The sequence below is a fragment of the Tenacibaculum sp. 190524A02b genome (genome assembly GCF_964036645.1).
GTDB classification, from domain to species: Bacteria; Bacteroidota; Bacteroidia; order Flavobacteriales; family Flavobacteriaceae; genus Polaribacter; species Polaribacter vairaonense.
Genome location: NZ_OZ038525.1, coordinates 2936942 through 2954179, shown reverse-complemented (window position 1 = coordinate 2954179; position 17238 = coordinate 2936942). Strand labels below are relative to the sequence as shown.

10 protein-coding genes are annotated in these 17238 nt (G+C 29.9%); 5 read left to right on the top strand and 5 right to left on the bottom strand.

All coding sequences use genetic code 11. The features are described from left to right. Position 1 precedes the first annotated feature (1 nt). A complete protein-coding gene (locus tag ABNT65_RS12100; RefSeq protein ID WP_348745941.1) occupies positions 2-4564 on the bottom strand; it encodes a T9SS type A sorting domain-containing protein in 4563 nt (1520 codons plus the stop codon). 180 nt (positions 4565-4744) lie between these two features. After that, positions 4745-6319 carry a hypothetical protein gene (locus ABNT65_RS12095; protein ID WP_348745940.1) on the bottom strand — a complete coding sequence of 525 codons (1575 nt, stop codon included), beginning with the start codon at positions 6317-6319 and terminating at the stop codon, positions 4745-4747. Between the two features lie 800 nt (positions 6320-7119). On the opposite strand from ABNT65_RS12095, the gene ABNT65_RS12090 reads away from it, so the two are divergent. Next, complete coding sequence (locus ABNT65_RS12090) at positions 7120-9975, top strand: two-component regulator propeller domain-containing protein (protein ID WP_348745939.1); 2856 nt, start codon at positions 7120-7122, stop codon at positions 9973-9975. Next, a complete protein-coding gene (locus ABNT65_RS12085; RefSeq protein ID WP_348702998.1) occupies positions 9968-10594 on the top strand; it encodes a response regulator transcription factor in 627 nt (208 codons plus the stop codon). The genes ABNT65_RS12090 and ABNT65_RS12085 overlap by 8 nt, the downstream gene beginning before the upstream one ends. On the opposite strand, the gene ABNT65_RS12080 is transcribed toward ABNT65_RS12085, so the two are convergent. The 3 genes from ABNT65_RS12080 to ABNT65_RS12070 are packed head-to-tail and all read right to left on the bottom strand — an operon-like array spanning position 10591 to position 13673. After that, complete coding sequence (locus tag ABNT65_RS12080) at positions 10591-10959, bottom strand: heavy-metal-associated domain-containing protein (RefSeq protein WP_348702997.1); 369 nt, start codon at positions 10957-10959, stop codon at positions 10591-10593. The two genes, ABNT65_RS12085 and ABNT65_RS12080, sit on opposite strands and share 4 nt — an antisense overlap. Before the next feature lie 2 nt (positions 10960-10961). Next, positions 10962-13202: a TonB-dependent receptor domain-containing protein gene (locus tag ABNT65_RS12075; RefSeq protein WP_348745938.1), complete on the bottom strand. Its 2241-nt coding sequence runs from the start codon at positions 13200-13202 to the stop codon at positions 10962-10964. A 54-nt stretch (positions 13203-13256) separates the two neighbouring features. After that, a complete protein-coding gene (locus tag ABNT65_RS12070) occupies positions 13257-13673 on the bottom strand; it encodes an HYC_CC_PP family protein (RefSeq protein ID WP_348745937.1) in 417 nt (138 codons plus the stop codon). A gap of 97 nt (positions 13674-13770) precedes the next feature. On the opposite strand from ABNT65_RS12070, the gene ABNT65_RS12065 reads away from it, so the two are divergent. From ABNT65_RS12065 to ABNT65_RS12055, 3 genes are all read left to right on the top strand, one after another. Next, positions 13771-14226: a GAF domain-containing protein gene (locus tag ABNT65_RS12065; protein WP_348702994.1), complete on the top strand. Its 456-nt coding sequence runs from the start codon at positions 13771-13773 to the stop codon at positions 14224-14226. Between the two features lie 367 nt (positions 14227-14593). Further along, the gene (purH, locus tag ABNT65_RS12060; RefSeq protein WP_348702993.1) at positions 14594-16120 is read left to right on the top strand and encodes a bifunctional phosphoribosylaminoimidazolecarboxamide formyltransferase/IMP cyclohydrolase; all 1527 of its coding nucleotides are present in this window, start codon (positions 14594-14596) and stop codon (positions 16118-16120) included. A gap of 82 nt (positions 16121-16202) precedes the next feature. Then, positions 16203-17231, top strand: coding sequence for a rod shape-determining protein (locus ABNT65_RS12055; protein WP_348702992.1), 1029 nt, complete (start codon positions 16203-16205; stop codon positions 17229-17231). Positions 17232-17238 lie beyond the last annotated feature (7 nt).

The following is a 17238-nucleotide window of genomic DNA, read 5'->3' as shown; positions in this document are numbered from 1 at the left end:
TTTAAAGTATTATTTTTTGAGTAGTTTGTTGGGTAGCTGTTTTTATAGTGACCAAATAAACTCCTGTAGCTACAGATGGTATACGAACTTTAGTAGCATTAACCGTAGCTTTTTGATTAGTAATTAACTTACCTTGTACATTATAAATGCTTACCGTAGCATTATCTTTTAATTCTTTTAATTGTAAAGTATTGGCATCAAGTTTTACAACATTAATTTTGTCTAACGCTATTTCTTCCGTACTTAATGCTTTTGCAGTGGTGTGTAAATAAAAACGACTGTTATTTTCCTTAGTAGCTAAGGTTACTGTATAAGAGCTATTAGCATCTGTAAGATCAGTAATTGTATTGGTTTGTTTATCTTCTAACAAAATTCTAATCCCCTTAGGTAAGTTATTACTATGAGCTTTTATATTAATTTCTTTAGCTATTGGTGCTTTAATCCCCACAGGTACGCTACTATTATGTATAGCATCTTTGGCTAAACACTGTAAGGCAAAAGGAGTCCCTTTGTCTTCCGAAACTAATTTTGTGTAAATAGCTTTTTTTGAAACGGCTCCAGTAAACAAACCAGCATCATAACCAACATCTAAACCATTGGTAGCATTGTTTAAATACTTAATAGAAGTGCTTTTCTTTTGTCCTTTTTCTTCTATAGAAAGCGTAATACTAGCATCAGTATTAGCAATTCTTGGTAATCGCTCTAACTGATGACTTAACATGTTGTTGTTAATAGCTAAATCCTCTCTTTGATTTACTTTTACAAAAAAACCAGTGATAGGCCTAATGTATTTAGCTGATGGATACGCATTGTTAATAACATCATAACTACTCGTAGTAGGATTCCACATATACACAGCAGCATACTCAGGGTCTAATTTAGTTCCGTTAACCGCTAAGAAATTATTGTTGTTTCTAGTAGCATTGTTTACGGCTATAGAAGCTAAGTTAGGATTTCCTAATAAGTTCCATCCGTTTTTAGATCCTTTATTACTTGGAATGGATAGGTTTGCATGTAATAATGAAAAGTTAACTCCGTTTTTAGAGGCTGAAAACTTTTTATGCGTCACATTGTCCATTTTTACAGCATACCCATTTCCATAAGGAAGGTTATCTGTTGAGTTTTCATTGTAATAATTCCAACCAGTAGTACCTGTTGCATTGTTATTATAGGAAGCCAACCCTTTATTAGCTCCTGTTCCAGAAGCTAAGGTAGAAGTAACAATAATATTTTTAGCAACAAATGGATTAAGTGGTAAAGAGAATACGTACCAATCGATAGCATTTAATGTTCGTGCCTCATAGGTGTCTCTTGTAAATGAAAAACTACCAGTACCACTAGCTTTTGGCGTTAATAAAGAAGCACTAGCGTTGTAATTAAAAGCTCCGTTTATTACCAATTCTTCTGCAATAGTTAGGGTGCTAGCCACTAAACTTAAAGTTCCATTAACCGTTAGCTTTTTAGATAAAGCGTGAGTATTTATAGTAACGTTAGCTGTTGCTGGGATTATTACTTCGTCAGTTTCTGAAGGCACTGTACCTAAACTCCAGTTATTAGCATCATTCCAAGTACCTGAAGTGTTTTCTGTAAAAGAATTTATATCCGCACCACAGTTTTCTTCATAACTAGCAGTAGCGTCTTTTATAGATCCCATACTACTCCAATAAGTATCACTATGAGTTTTATTATCAACTAAAATACAAGTTAACTCTGAATTATTTTTAAAGTTACAAAACCTTTCATCAATTATTGTATTATTACCATTTTTTATATTTAGGCTGATTAGGTTATTATCATTTACATAGATATTTTTTAGTTTTTTATTATTTGAAAGATTTATAGAAGTTAATTGGTTATTAGATAAGAATAACATTTCTAATTCTAAATTATCAGCAAGATTTATAGAAGTTAATTGGTTGAATCTAGCATCAAGTTGGTTTAAGCCTTTAAAATCTTCAATACCTGTTAAATCTACTATGTCTTTACTAAAAACATTTAATCTAGTAATTGTATTAATATTCTCAGTAGGTACTTTTCCATCAATAGCACCGGTATCATAACCTAAATCAATTAAAGCTTGTTCAAAGTTGGTATCTGGGATACTGGTATAAGTTACAGGGGCTTGACAAGTTTCTTCATAACTAGTAGCGTTATCTTTTAAACTAAACCAATTCGCATTGCTGTACGCTTTATCATCTACTTGAATACAAGTCAAGTTTGGGTTATTTTTAAACTGAGTACTTATTGTGTTAATATTTGTATTGTTCCCATTTTTTAAGTTTAAACTTATTAATTTATTATTAGCAGCATTAAGTATAGTTAAAATGGTATTATTGCTCACATCTAAACTTGTCAATTGGTTGTTAGCTACATTAAGTTCAATTAAATTAATGTTATTATTTACATCTAAACTTGTTAATTGGTTGTTAGCTATACTAAGTTCTGTTAAATTAGTATTATTACTAATATCTATGTTTTTTAATTGGTTTGCAGAGACAATAAGTTTAGTTAAAGCTTTATTATTGCTTACATCTAAACTTGTTAATTGAGTATTGTAGGCATTAAGTTCAGTTAACGCAACATTGTTACTTAAATCTATAGTCGTTAATTTATTGTTACCAATACTAAGTTCAGTTAATGCGGTATTTTTACTTAGATCAATACTAGTTAACTGATTAGTATAAATAATAAGTTGAGTTAACGCTGTAAAATCTTCAATACCAGTTAGGTCAGCTATACTTTTGTTAGGAATACTTAAACTAGTAATTGTATTAATATTCTCAGTAGGTACTTTTCCATCAACAGCACCGGTATCATACCCTAAATCAATTAAAGCTTGCTCAAAGTTTGCGTCAGGGATGTTAGTATAAGCTATTGCTTGGCAGTTTTCTTTATAACTAGCATTAGCGTCTTTATTATTTGACCAATTTACATTGCTAAAGGTCTTATCATCTACTTGAATACAGGTTAAGTTTGGGTTGTTTCTAAAATCTAAATTATAAGACTCTGTTCTAAAATTACTATTATTTCCATTTTTAAGATTTAAACTAGTTAATTGGTTGTGTTCAGCTCGTAGTATAGTTAATGCTATATTTTTACTAACATCTAGAGTTGTTAATTGATTATGACTTAGAAAAAGAGTAGTTAATGCTGTATTTTTAGTAACATCAATGTTTGTTAATTGGTTGTAACCTAAGCTGAGTTTAGTTAATGCTGTATTTGTGCTAACATCTAGAGTTGTTAATTGATTACTATTTAGCCCAAGAGAAGTTAATGCTGTATTTGTGCTAACATCAATGTTTGTTAACTTGTTGTTACTAACTCTAAGTATAGTTAACGATTTACTATTGCTAACATCAATGTTTGTTAATTGGTTACTATTTATATAAAGTTCCGTTAATGCTGTATTTTTAGTAACATCAATGTTTGTTAATTGATTATTACTTAACCCAAGATAAGTTAATGCTGTGTTTTTACTAATATCAATGTTTGTTAACTTGTTGTTACTAACTCTAAGTATAGTTAACGATTTACTATTGCTAACATTTAAGCTAGTTAATTGGTTTGAATAAGCTAGTAATGAATTTAGGTTTGTAGAATTACTAATATCTATACTTTTTAATTGATTATAGTAGACTACAAGATTAGTTAATGCTGTATTTTGACTAAGGTCCAAGTTTGTTAACCGGTTATTACCAACATTAAGAGAAGTCAAAGTTGTAAAGTCTTCAATACCTGTTAAATCTGTTATGTTTTTACTATCAAGATATAGATAGGTAATTGTGTTAATATTCTCAGTAGGTACTTTTCCATCAATAGCACCGGTATCATAACCTAAATCAATTAAAGCTTGTTCAAAGCTTGCGTCTGGGATGCTGGTATAAGTTATTGCTTGGCAGTTTTCTTTATAACTAGCAGTAGCGTCTTTCTTATTTGACCAATTTGCATCACTAAAAGCCTTGTCATCTACTTGAATACAAGTTAAGTTTCCATTATTTGAAAAGTTAGAGGCTGGATGGAAATTACTATTATTTCCATTTTTTAAATTTAAGCTAGTTAACTGATTAAAATTAACATTGATATAACTTAGTTTGGTGTTCTTACTAATATCAAGACTTGTTAATTGGTTAAAATTAACAATGAGCTGAATTAGTTTAGTATTGTTGGCAACTTCTAAATTTGTTAACTTGTTTTCAGCAATTTGAAGAAATTCTAAATCCAAATTATTACTAATATCAATGCTAGTTAACTGATTAAAATTAAGATTAAGATTGCTTAAAGCTTTATTTCCACTAATATCTAGTGAAGTTAGTTGGTTTTGATTAACATCAAGCGAGGTTAATGCTATAAAATCGGTTATACCAGTTAAATCTGAAATGTTTTTATTAAATAGATTTAACTCTGTAATTGTATTAATATTAGCAGTAGGAACATAATCATCTAAAGGTCCAGCATCATAGCCTAAGTCAATTAAAGCTTGTTCAAAATTATCATCGGGCACATAGGTGTTTTGTGCAAAAGTTACGGTAGCTATAAAAAATAGCAAGTATGTAATTTTTTTCATGAGTAGGTTTGTATTAAATTATAATGACGCAAAAGTATTTTTGAAAGTAATCCGTCTGTCACCCGTTTCGGGTGAAATTTTAATAGCTGGGTGATAGCTAAAAGAATTATTTAGAGGTAGATTGGTGTTACCATGGGAGAAGAACAAATACCATTTATAAGGAATATAGCAGAAATTTAGTTACTGATTAATCCAATATTTTCTTGTTTTTTTTTGTTGTAAGGAAGGTTTTTGAACTGGTGTTATTTTATAGGTTGTAGTATTAAGGTTAAAGCCTACTTTGTTTAAATACTTTTTTAAAGGAAGTGGCTTATTTTGAATTACATATTGTGTTAAAAAAGTTTTTATTTCGGGGTATCCAGTAACGCTAGTTATTTCATCAAATAACTTGTCATCTTCAAAAGGACGTTTGCTTCCAAACTCTTGTACTAAATCTAAAACCATATTTTGCACACCGTATTTACCATTAGAGAGTTCACGTAACATAATATCTAAACAAAGGTTTAGTAAGGCTCCTTTGTAATAAATATTTTGATATTGACTTTGATGTTGAATAGGGTTTATACTAAGGTCAACTAGTGATAAATTAGCGTTGTAGTTTTTAGTTTTTACAATTTTATTTTCAATTGTATTTAAGAAATCGGGGAGGCTTACTAAATTATATTTAATGGCTGCATGTATGGTAAAATATTCGGTCATTCCTTCATACAGCCATAAATGTTTAGAAAACTTAGGAGAGTTAAAATTAAAGTTAGCTATTTCATAAGAATGTAAACCAATAGGCATTATGGTATGAAAAAACTCATGTGAAGCAGTATGGTAAATAGTTTCTTTAATACTATTAATATCTTCAGGAATGTACATTAATACTAATGTAGAGTTTCGGTGTTCTAAACCTTCACTGAAATAGGAGTTTTTATTAGGGTTGTTATTTTTATAGAGTAGAAAAGTATAGTTATTAGTAGGTAATTTACCGCCTAAATAACGTATTTGAGCTTGTATTAAAGGTTTTATGTAGGTGGCAATTTTTTTAGAAATGTTTTTTTTAGAATTATTAAAAGAGGCTATGTTAATAGTTGTATTATTTATTTTTAAAGAAGTGGTATCTGGTACAGTGTACATTAAAGGACTATCTAGAAGTTCAAGGTAATTGTTAGCTTTGTAGGTATCTAAAAATTGGTTTGTAATTTTTTTAGGTAAGGCAGTAGCACCAAATAGTTTTTTAGGTTTTTTTATGGTAATTGTAAAAGGTAGATTTTTTAATGTTTTAAAGTAACCAAATATAGAAGGTGGAGATAGTATAAACCTGTCTTTACTAAATGAGCTTTCAGCTGATCTGTATGGCCGTAAGTCTGTAAAATCAAATTCTTCCCATCCATCACTTACTTGATAAGTGATTTTTTTCAAAGTACTTGCTTTTATTATTTTCCAACAGTTTAGTCCTTCTTGTACAACTTTTAATTCTTTATTAAGGGTACTAAAAGCTTTTATAGTAGTTACGTATTTTCCAAAATTGGTAGCATTATAAATGCCTGGAATAATTTTAGGTAAACAAAAAGTAGTAGTATCTTTTAAAGTCTTGTTACTTTTATAGGTAAGTGTAACTTTAATTTTATCATTTACTAAGTTTTTTAAATCTACTTCATAAATATATCCTGTATTATGAGTGTTTGGTACTTTTTGAGCAAAAGTATAATAAGTAGCAAACCAAGTTAACAAGCTAGCAATTATCAGTAGGGAAAAAATATTTCTCATTATTAAAATAATTTAATTAGCAAAATTATTTTAAGTTTTTATATGTCTTTCACCCGTTACGGGTGAAAGACATATAAAAAAAGCATCTATAAATATTACTTTATAGACGCTTATAAATACTCAGGTTTGAAGTTATAATTAAAAACCTTCGTCGGGGTTGTCATGAAATGTAAATTCCCATCAATGGCAAAGCTAGTAACTAAAAAGTATTGCTTTCTCACCCGAAAAGGGTGGTTTTTCTATTTTAACACTTTTTTTCAATCATCAGTAATTCGGTTATTAGTATTCGGTATGAGAATTGTAAAAAAGTAAACAAAATATCCCTGGTTAACACATTTATAAACGAAAGATTTAAGTGTTAATATAGTATTAGTTTGAAAAAATAAGGAGACCTCATGTTTTAATGATTGGGTTAGTTTTTGTGTGTTTAATTGCTTGTTTATTAATGTGTTGTGTGTTGTGTGGGTTTGTAAGCAAGAGTTTGTAAAATGATAAGCAAGAGTTTGTAAAATGATAAGCATGAATTGTAAAAAAGATGCTGAAGACTTTTTCAACTCATAAGCATGAATTTTTAAAAAGGTACTGAATAGTTGAAACTTGACATATATTACCCAAAATAACTTGTGCATTTTTTTTAAATTTTTAGATCAATAGAACGTAAAATTTTTAAGAAGTAAAACTCCTAGAAATTTAGGAGACGCTAACTCTACTTGTTAATTTAAGTAGCATACACATCATCACCCAAAAGGGGTGATAGCTTGTTTTTTAAATAATGTACTTTTGCAAAACAAATATTTATAATGCAATATAAACTTTCTTTCCTCTTAAGTTTTGTAGCAGTATGCTGCATTGGCTCTATTTTTGGGCAGGAATTAATATATAAGCATTATACTATAAAAAACGGATTGCCACATGATATTACGTATCAATTAATTCAAGATAGTAAAGGATATATTTGGATTGGTACAGATGATGGTTTGGCTAAGTTTAATGGAACAGAGTTTACTAATTATTCTTATGAAGATGGGTTAACCTCTAATTATGTAATTGATGTTATAGAAGGAAAGCATCAAGAAAAATACATAGCTACTTGGGGAGGTGGTTTACACAAGTTACAAAACAATAAGATTAGTCAGCTTAGAGAGGCAGCCAATACTACCTACACAAAAACTAATAAAATAGATTTTATAGCAAAAGGGCAAGTGTACTTAAATGATGATCGCGTTAATTTTAAAATATTTAACCCTAAAACCAATGCTTATAAAGTAGTAGAAGTTATTAAAGATGAATTTGGAAACAAAGAAGTGACTTTTAATAAGGTTAATAGTGAGGGGGTTAAATATAATACTTCGGAAACAGTAGTAGACAGTGTTGTGTATATACACAATAATCCCGTGGCAAGATTGCTTGATATTGATTTTAAAGGGGTATATGCTTTTAAAAACTCAAAACTAATAACCATAAGTAAGCAAATTGAGGACAAAAAAATAGATGCGATTACAAAAGTGAAAGATACTTTTTTAGTGGCTTCTGATGATAACATCTACAAAGTTTTTAATGGTGAAATTATTGACAAGTCAAATATTAGCATTTTAAAAGAAAAGCAAGTTTTAGACTTACGATATATTAACAATACATTATATTTTATTAGTATAGATAAAAATGCTAAAAGAGAGTTATATAGCTATAAGTATAACAATGAAGTAATCAATATCTCTAAAAGGCTAGGAATAAGAAGCTTGATTTCTGATTTTTTAATAAGTAAAGAAGGTGATTTATGGATAACTACCTATGGAGGAGGTTTATACCAAATACCCAATGTACCTTTTAAATTTTATGGGTCAGCTTTTTTTGAAGAAACAGATTTTAAAGATATTCATTTTTATAAAAATAAAGAATACTTATTAAGTACAAATACAATTTATCAGTTACATAAAGGAAAGGTAGAAAAAAGGGCAGAACTTGATTTTCATGAAGAAAAAATGTACCTAAATAAAAATAAATTTGAAATTTTAACACTAAAAAGAGCTACACATTGGGTAAATCATCAACTAGATATACCAGTGGAAGCTGCAAGGTATTTATTAAGAAAGGTGAATACATCTATTCAAATTGATACCAATTTTATATTCATTAACCAAAAACGCATAAAAAGAAAAAAAACACCCATAACAAAGTATTTTCTAAAAGATAGTGTTTTTTACCTTGCCTATGCCAGAGGAGGTTTTTGTAAGTTTAGCGCTAAAACAGGAAAGTTATTGAAGTTTTGGGGACAAAACACCAAAATAGAAACCAATAGAATATCTGATTTTGAAGTGGTAAAAGATACTGTATGGTTAGCTACTAATAAAGGGTTATTTAAATTGGTAAATGATCAGTTTAAAGAGCAGTACACTACTAAAAACGGATTGTTAAGTAATCATATTAATAGCATTTGTTTAAATACTACTGATAACTCACTTTGGATGGGTACTCAAAAAGGACTCAATGTAAAGTGTAGGGAAAATATATATGTGTTAAATGACGAAGTAGGCCAAGAATCTTCTTTTATTACCCGAGTAAAAAAACATAACGGTTTTATATATGCATTGGGTAATAATGGGGTATTTACGTACAAACTCGATAAAAAAATACCTGTAAATAAAACAAGATTACAAGTAACAAAAGAGGGAAGTGTTTTTAGTATAGATGCTATAAATTATACCAACCCTAAAAGTATTCAATTGGCATATAAGTTGAATAATGACGATTGGATGGTTACTAAAAATACAATCGTAAACTTTAGCTCTTTGTCTGGCGGTACACATATTGTACAATTTAAGTATAAAGATAATTTAAGCAATTGGAAGTATACGAAAGATTATACTTTTAAAATACATACGCCTTGGCATGAACAAACTTGGTTTTATGTAATGGTAACCATATTAATTTTAGGAGCGGTAGTTTTATTGCTATTTTGGGGATTAAGAAGAAGTATTAAAAAAAATAAAGTATTAAAAAGTAATATTGAAGAGAAAGAAAAACTACAAAAAGCGCTAAAAGAAGTACGAAAAAATGTAGCTAGAGATTTCCATGATGAATTAGGAAACAAGTTGGCAAGCATTTCTATTACCTCCAATTTGTTAATTGATTCTGGTTATGAATCTGATAAAGACAAACACGATAAAAAAATTAAACAAATAAAAAAAGATGCTGATTATTTGTACCAAGGAATGCGAGATTTTGTTTGGGCATTAGATCATAAAAACGATGATGTACATCAATTACAAGGATATTTGAATGATTTTGGAGAAAGTTTGTTTGAGAATACAATTATTGCTTTTTATTCTAGTCATAATTTAACCAATGAAAAAGTAGGATTGCCATTTTATTGGAGTAAACAGTTGGTGTTGGTTTTTAAAGAAGCAATGACCAATGTGTTAAAACATAGTAAAGCAACACAAGTAAAGCTAAACTTTATTTTAGATAAAAATACACTTACTATAGAGTTAGAAGATAATGGTGTTGGTTTTGCTATGGAAGAATTAAAACGTGTTAATGGAATAAAAAACATGAAACACAGAGTGAAAACATTAAACCAACAAATTAAAATAGAAACAGAAAAAGGAGTTAAGATTACTTTTTTAGGAAATTTAAACGAGGGAAAAAATGAATAAATTAGATGTAGTGATTGTGGAAGATCACGAGAATATTTTAGAATCTTTTAAAGAGATTGTAAACGCTTCTGAAAAATTTAGAGCAGCCGGAGCTTTTTTATCTGGAGAAGAAGCAATTGATTTTTTAAAACTAATTAATACACCTCCAACTATTATGTTGGTAGATATCCAATTAGGAGGGATGAATGGAATACAAACAATTAGAGAGGCCAAGAAAATAGCACCGTCTGTATTGCCTATTATTATTTCAGTTCATGAAAACTCAAAATTTATTTTTGATGCGCTTTGTGTAGGAGCTGTAGGATATTTAAATAAAAACACAACACCAAAAGAATTAATTACTGCTCTTGAGCAAACCTGTAATGGAGGTGCACCCATGAGCAGTAATATAGCAAGAAAAGTTGTTGAGTCTTTTCAGTTACCTCATGAAAAAGAATTGTCTGAGAGAGAGAACGAAGTTTTAACTTTATTAGCTAAAGGAAAAAGTTATGCTTCCATTGCTCAAGAACTCAGTTTATCTTTGAATACCATAAAAACGCATACTAGAAATATTTACGAGAAGTTACAAGTAAATAGTAAAAAGGAAATTATGGAAAAATATGGAGATAAAATAAATTAACCTTTCTTTTGATGGCTGTTAATTATTTCTTCATCTCTATACTTACAACAAGGATGTAAATTATCATAAGCTTCTGTAGTAGCTTTTACCTCTTTAGTATCATGTCCAACTTTAGCTACCGTTTGTTTAATGGTTTTAATACTGGTTTTTCTCTCGTCGAAAATTACATTTAAATCATGGTTTTGAACATTCCAAACGGCAAACTTTACACCTTTAATACCTAAAGCGGCTTTTTCAATTCGCTTTTTACACATCATGCAAACGCCGTCTACTTTAAAAGAGGCTTTTGCATTTTTTTTCTTCTTTTGGGCTGATGCTGTAACTCCAATAAAAAGCATCATTAAAATTAAAACTGTTTTCTTCATAATTAATCTATTTTAAATCGTAAACCAGTATAAAAATTGCTTCCAAAAATAGGAGCATATACTATGGTTGTATCAAAATTTGATCCAAAGGGATCGTTACTACCCAATATTGGGTTTTTCTGTTTATAATTTGTTAAGTTTTCTGCGCCAGCATATATCTCAAAGGCTTTAGAAAATACCTTAGTTATTTGAGTGTTTACTAAACTATATCCATTGGTATAAGTGGGCAACTGATATTGAGGTAAATTAGCTGAAGTATTAGGCAGGCGTTGTTTGCCTAACCAGTTATAAGTAGCGTCAAACTTCCATTTAGCACCGTTTTCTTTCTTTTTAGTTTCATAAGAAACATTGGCAAAAAATCGATTTCTAGCTTGTAAAGGTTTTGATAAGTTTCCAGAAATATAATCTGTGGTTACATCATAAACTTTATAAGCTAAACGCACATTGAAATAAGGAATTATATTTTGATTTACCTCCACTTGAAAGCTATTCGCAATACTTTTACCAGATAAATTGTAAAAACTTATTTCCCTAGCATTTTCCCAATCAACAACTATTTGGTTGGTGAAATTAGTTTGATAGAAATCAATAGTTACATCCCCCTTTCTACCAAAAAGCTTATAGCCTTGTAAAAATGAGACACCATAATTCCATGCCTTTTCAGGATTTAAACCGTAAATTTTACCGCCAGTATTACCAATATTGATTTGTCTTGAAGAAGCAAACAATTGCTGATTTTCAGCAAAAATATTAGCACTTCTTCTTCCTTGTCCTACAGAGGCTCTAAAAACACCTTTTTCCCAAGGAGTATATCTGGTATGAAGCCTAGGTGTTAAAAAAGTACCTAATAAATTATGATGATCAATTCGTATACCAGCTGTTAAACTTAAATCATCTGCATTATCATAGGCATACTCAAAGAAAGCACCTGTTGCTATTTCATTTCTTTTATAAGATGTGGTTAATACTAACTCATCATAATCATCATACATAAAATTAAGCCCTGTTTTAAATTTATGTCGAGTATCACCAATAATAGAGTTAAAATTAAAACTACCATAAAAACTTTGATGTTGAATGTTATAGTCTCTTAAACCAAAATAAGATTCTTGTTTATGATTACTATAAGCAGTTTGAAGCCCAAAACTTTGAAAAGGTAAATCAGGAAAAACATAACCAACTTTACCTGCTACTTCAAACCTGTTCGTGTTAATTTGACTTCCCCAAATAGATGTTGAACCTTTATCGGTTTTAGAATTAAAGGCTAATTGTCCTAGTTGTTTTTCATCATTTAAGTATCTTACATTAATAAAACTCACCCATCCTTTTTCAACATCGGTGTATTGCCAACGATTCATGATATTAATTTGATTGGCTAAGGGGTTGTCTAAAAAACCATCCTTATTTCTATCAAATTTTAGCCCTCTATAATCACCATGTACATAAATACCCGTTTGCCATTTTTTATTAATCTTTTGATTAAAATGAGTATTCAATTCCAATCTTCCACCAACAGAACCATAGGCATTTATAAATAACTTTTTATCATTAAAAGGTTTTACAAGTTCAGTATTAATTTGTCCAGAAATACTTTCGTAACCATTAATTACACTTCCTGATCCTTTGGTTATTTGTATACTCTCTACCCAAGTACCTGGAGTAAACGTAAGTCCAAAAGCTTGAGAAGCACCTCTTATAGAAGGAATATTTTCCTGAGTAATTAACAGGTATGGACTGGTTAAACCCAGCATTTGAATTTGTTTAGTGCCCGTTAAAGCATCTGAAAAATTAACATCGATAGAAGGATTGGTTTCAAAACTCTCAGATAGATTACAGCAAGCGGCTTTTAATAACTCTTCACTGTTAATAGTAACAAGGTTTTGTGCTTGTAAAAAAGAACGTTGCGTAGCTTCTTTTTTTGCATCAATAGCAACTTCATCTAACTGATTATCTTCAGTTAAAAAGTGATGAATCACTTTTGTATTATTAATAGTTAAGGTATCGGTTTTATAACCAATAAAACTTACCACTAACTTAGAGTACTCTTTTTTATACGGTATAGAAAACCACCCTTTTTCATTGGTGGTAGTTCCAATATCAGTATTTAACCAATGTACGGAAGCTCCATACACGCCAAGATTATCTTTAGCATTGTTTTTATCCATAATCATCCCCTTAAATACATCTTGAGAGAATGAGGATATAGCATATAACATACATATGCTATAAAAATATATTTTCATTTAAAGTATTATAAATTAAGTTATACAATTATTTATTGAGAAATAATTGTGACATCATATGATGAAAACTTCATTTACAACTTGAATGTCTGTAGTAATGAGTGGTGGAATATAATTTTTGTGAGGTACAAACTGTTTTTCTAAGTTTAAGAATAACAGTTTAGAAGAGAGGTAATAAGAAATTAAAAAAGTTTGATTGGTAAAACTTATATCCTCTAATGATGTTTTTTTTAGTTGATCTTGTCCTTTTATATGTTGAATTTCATCTTTACAACATTTTTTCTTTCTTACAGCTGTTTGACTGTCACAAGAATCTTTAGTTGTTTCAGCACAAGAACCTGCATCGCCAAAAAATGAGACATCTACTAAATAATCACCGCAAAAGTGCTTTTCTACTGAAAATGAAGTAGTAGAAAGCAATAATAAACATGCAATAAATACGGCTGATATTTTCTTTAGTAAACCTTTCATTGTGAATACAAAATTACAAAAAACTCAAAATATTTTTAAAAAAGTTTTCTTAAAGTTATTTTTGTAGGCTTATTGAGTAGTAAACCTAAAGGAAAAAATGAAAAATTTCGAGAGTATAAAAAGTAAAGCGATAGCCGTTTTTGAAGAAAATAAATCTAAAGGAGAAACATTGCAAGCTATTTGTGATTTGTTAGCAGCTGAGGTTGAGTATTATGATTGGGTTGGTTTTTACTTTAAAAATGGAGATAAGAATGAATTAAAACTAGCTGAGTTTAATGGAGAGCCAACTGAACACACAATTATACCTTTTGGAAAAGGAATTTGTGGACAGGTAGCTGTTAGTAATGAAAACTTTGTAGTGCAAGATGTTTCAGAACAAGACAACTATATTTCATGTGGTTGGAAAGTGAAATCTGAGGTTGTAATTCCTATTTTTGTTAATGGAGAGAATATAGGGCAAATTGATATTGATTCTCATGTGGTTAACCCTTTTACAGCAAAAGATGAAGAGTTATTGGAGTTTATATGTGAAAAAGTTGCTAAAATTCTATAAAATATAGGTAAATATTTGATAATTAGATATTTTTTTGTTTTATTTGTTGAAAGTTTTTATTAACAACTTTATTAACAATTTTTAACCCCTTGAATTATGAGTCGCAAAGATTTCCCCACTTACGCAGCTTTAGGCAATAATGCCCAAGCACAAACTCGAGAAACTTTAATAGAAAAATTTACTAATTGGTTTAGGAATTTTCTAGAAAACGCAGAATAGAAATTTATAAATTTTATTTTAAACGTTTAATAAGCGCTATAAAAAATCATACTTTTTATAGCGTTTTTTTTGTGTAAAAAAGTTAAAAGCTTTTATTGTAAAACCTTTAGGTTTTAATAATTTTGCATGTTTAACACAACACAACAAAATGAACAATACAAAAACAATTAAATCTGCATTAATTTCAGTATTTCATAAAGATGGTTTAGAACCAATAGTGAATAAATTGAATGAGTTAGGTGTTACTATTTACTCAACTGGAGGAACAGAGAAGTTTATTAAAGACTTAGGAGTTGAGGTAGTGCCTGTAGAAGACGTTACTTCTTATCCATCTATTTTAGGAGGAAGAGTAAAAACATTACACCCTAAAGTATTTGGAGGAATTTTAAATAGACAAGACCATGATGGTGACGTTGCAGAAATGGAACAATATGAGATTCCACAATTGGATTTGGTTATTGTTGATTTGTATCCGTTTGAAAAAACAGTAGCCTCAGGAGCATCTGAACAAGATATTATTGAGAAGATTGATATAGGAGGGATTTCTTTAATAAGAGCAGCAGCTAAAAATTTTAAAGACACTGTAATTTTATCATCAATGGAACAATATGAAGAGTTCTTAGGTTTGATTACAGAAAACAAAGGAGAAACTTCTTTGCAAGAAAGAAAAAAGTTTGCAGCTAAAGCATTCAATATTTCATCACATTATGATACAGCTATCTTTAATTACTTTAATGAAGATGAGGTTGCTTATAAAGCTAGTGAGTTAACATCAAAAACATTAAGGTATGGAGAGAATCCGCATCAAAAAGGTTTTTTCTTTGGAAATTTAGATCAAATGTTTGATAAGCTTCATGGTAAAGAATTAAGTTATAATAATCTTTTAGATGTAGATGCAGCAGTAAATTTAATGAATGAGTTTAAAGGTGAAGAACCTACATTTGCCATTCTTAAGCACAATAATGCTTGTGGGTTTGCACAAAGAGCTACTATAAAAGAGGCGTATCTAGATGCGTTAGCAGGAGATCCAGTATCTGCATTTGGAGGTATTTTAATAGCCAATACAACAATAAATAAAGAAACAGCAGAAGAAATACATAAGCTTTTTTGTGAAGTAGTAATTGCGCCTGCTTTTGATGATGATGCTTTAAGTGTTTTAAAAGGAAAGAAAAACAGAGTGCTTTTAGTTCAAAAAGAGACTGAATTACCTGCGCAAACTGTTAGAACTGCTCTGAATGGAGTACTAGTTCAAGATAAAGATAGTAAAACAGATAGTTTAGAAGATTTAACATATGCTACTAACAATAAACCATCAGAAAAAGAGTTAGATGACTTATTGTTTGCGTCAAAAATATGTAAACATACCAAATCAAACACTATAGTACTAGCTAAAAATAAACAACTATGCGCAAGCGGAACTGGGCAAACCAGTAGAGTTGATGCACTTAGGCAAGCTATTGAAAAAGCAAAAAGTTTTAACTTTGATTTAAATGGAGCAGTAATGGCAAGTGATGCATTTTTTCCATTTCCAGACTGTGTTGAAATAGCTGATAAAGCAGGAGTTAAAAGTGTAATTCAACCAGGAGGTTCTATAAAAGATCAGTTAAGTATTGATTATTGCAATGATAATAAAGTTGCAATGGTATTTACAGGAACAAGACATTTTAAACATTAAGAAGGTTTGATGTAAAACCAATGCAGATTTTTCATAGATTTGTAAGAATACATCATTTTTTTAGATAAAATAGCGAAACTATATGGGGTTTTTCGATTTCATGACGGAAGATATTGCAGTTGATTTAGGAACTGCAAACACATTAATTATCCATAACGGAAAGGTAGTTATAGACTGTCCATCTATTGTTGCGAGAAATAGACTAACAGGAAAAATTATAGCTACAGGTCATGAAGCTAATAGAATGCAGGGAAAAACCCATGAAAATATAAAAACCATTCGCCCATTGAAAGATGGAGTGATTGCAGATTTTCAGGCTTCTGAAGAAATGATTAAGGAGTTTGTTAAGAAAATTCCAGCGATTAAAAAGAAGCTTTTTCCACCATCATTACGAATGGTAATTTGCATTCCTTCTGGGATTACTGAAGTGGAAAAGCGTGCAGTAATTGATTCTGGACGTCATATGAATGCTAAGGAGATTTATCTAATATACGAACCAATGGCGGCTGCAATTGGTGTTGGAATTGATATTATGGAGCCTAAAGGAAATATGATTATTGATATAGGTGGAGGTACTACTGAAATTGCAGTAATAGCGTTAGCGGGCATTGTTTGCGACCAATCTGTAAAAGTAGCAGGTGATTTATTTACAAGTGATATCATGTATTATATGCGTACACAACATAACTTGTATGTTGGTGAAACTACCGCAGAGAAAATAAAAATTCAAATAGGTTCAGCTACTGAAGATTTAGATACTCCACCAGAAGATATGATGGTACAAGGTAGAGATTTATTAAGTGGAAAGCCCAAACAAGTACAAGTTTCTTACAGAGAAATAGCAAAAGCATTAGATAAATCAATTTTAAGAATTGAAGATGCTGTTATGGAAACGTTATCAAAAACTCCACCAGAATTAGCCGCAGATATATATAATACAGGTATTTATTTAGCAGGAGGAGGGTCAATGTTAAGAGGTTTGGATAAACGTTTGTCTAGAAAAACAGATTTACCTGTTTACGTAGCAGAAGATCCGTTAAGGGCAGTTGTAAGAGGTACCGGTATTGCTTTGAAAAACCTAGAGAAATTTAAATCAGTATTAATAAAATAAAATCAGA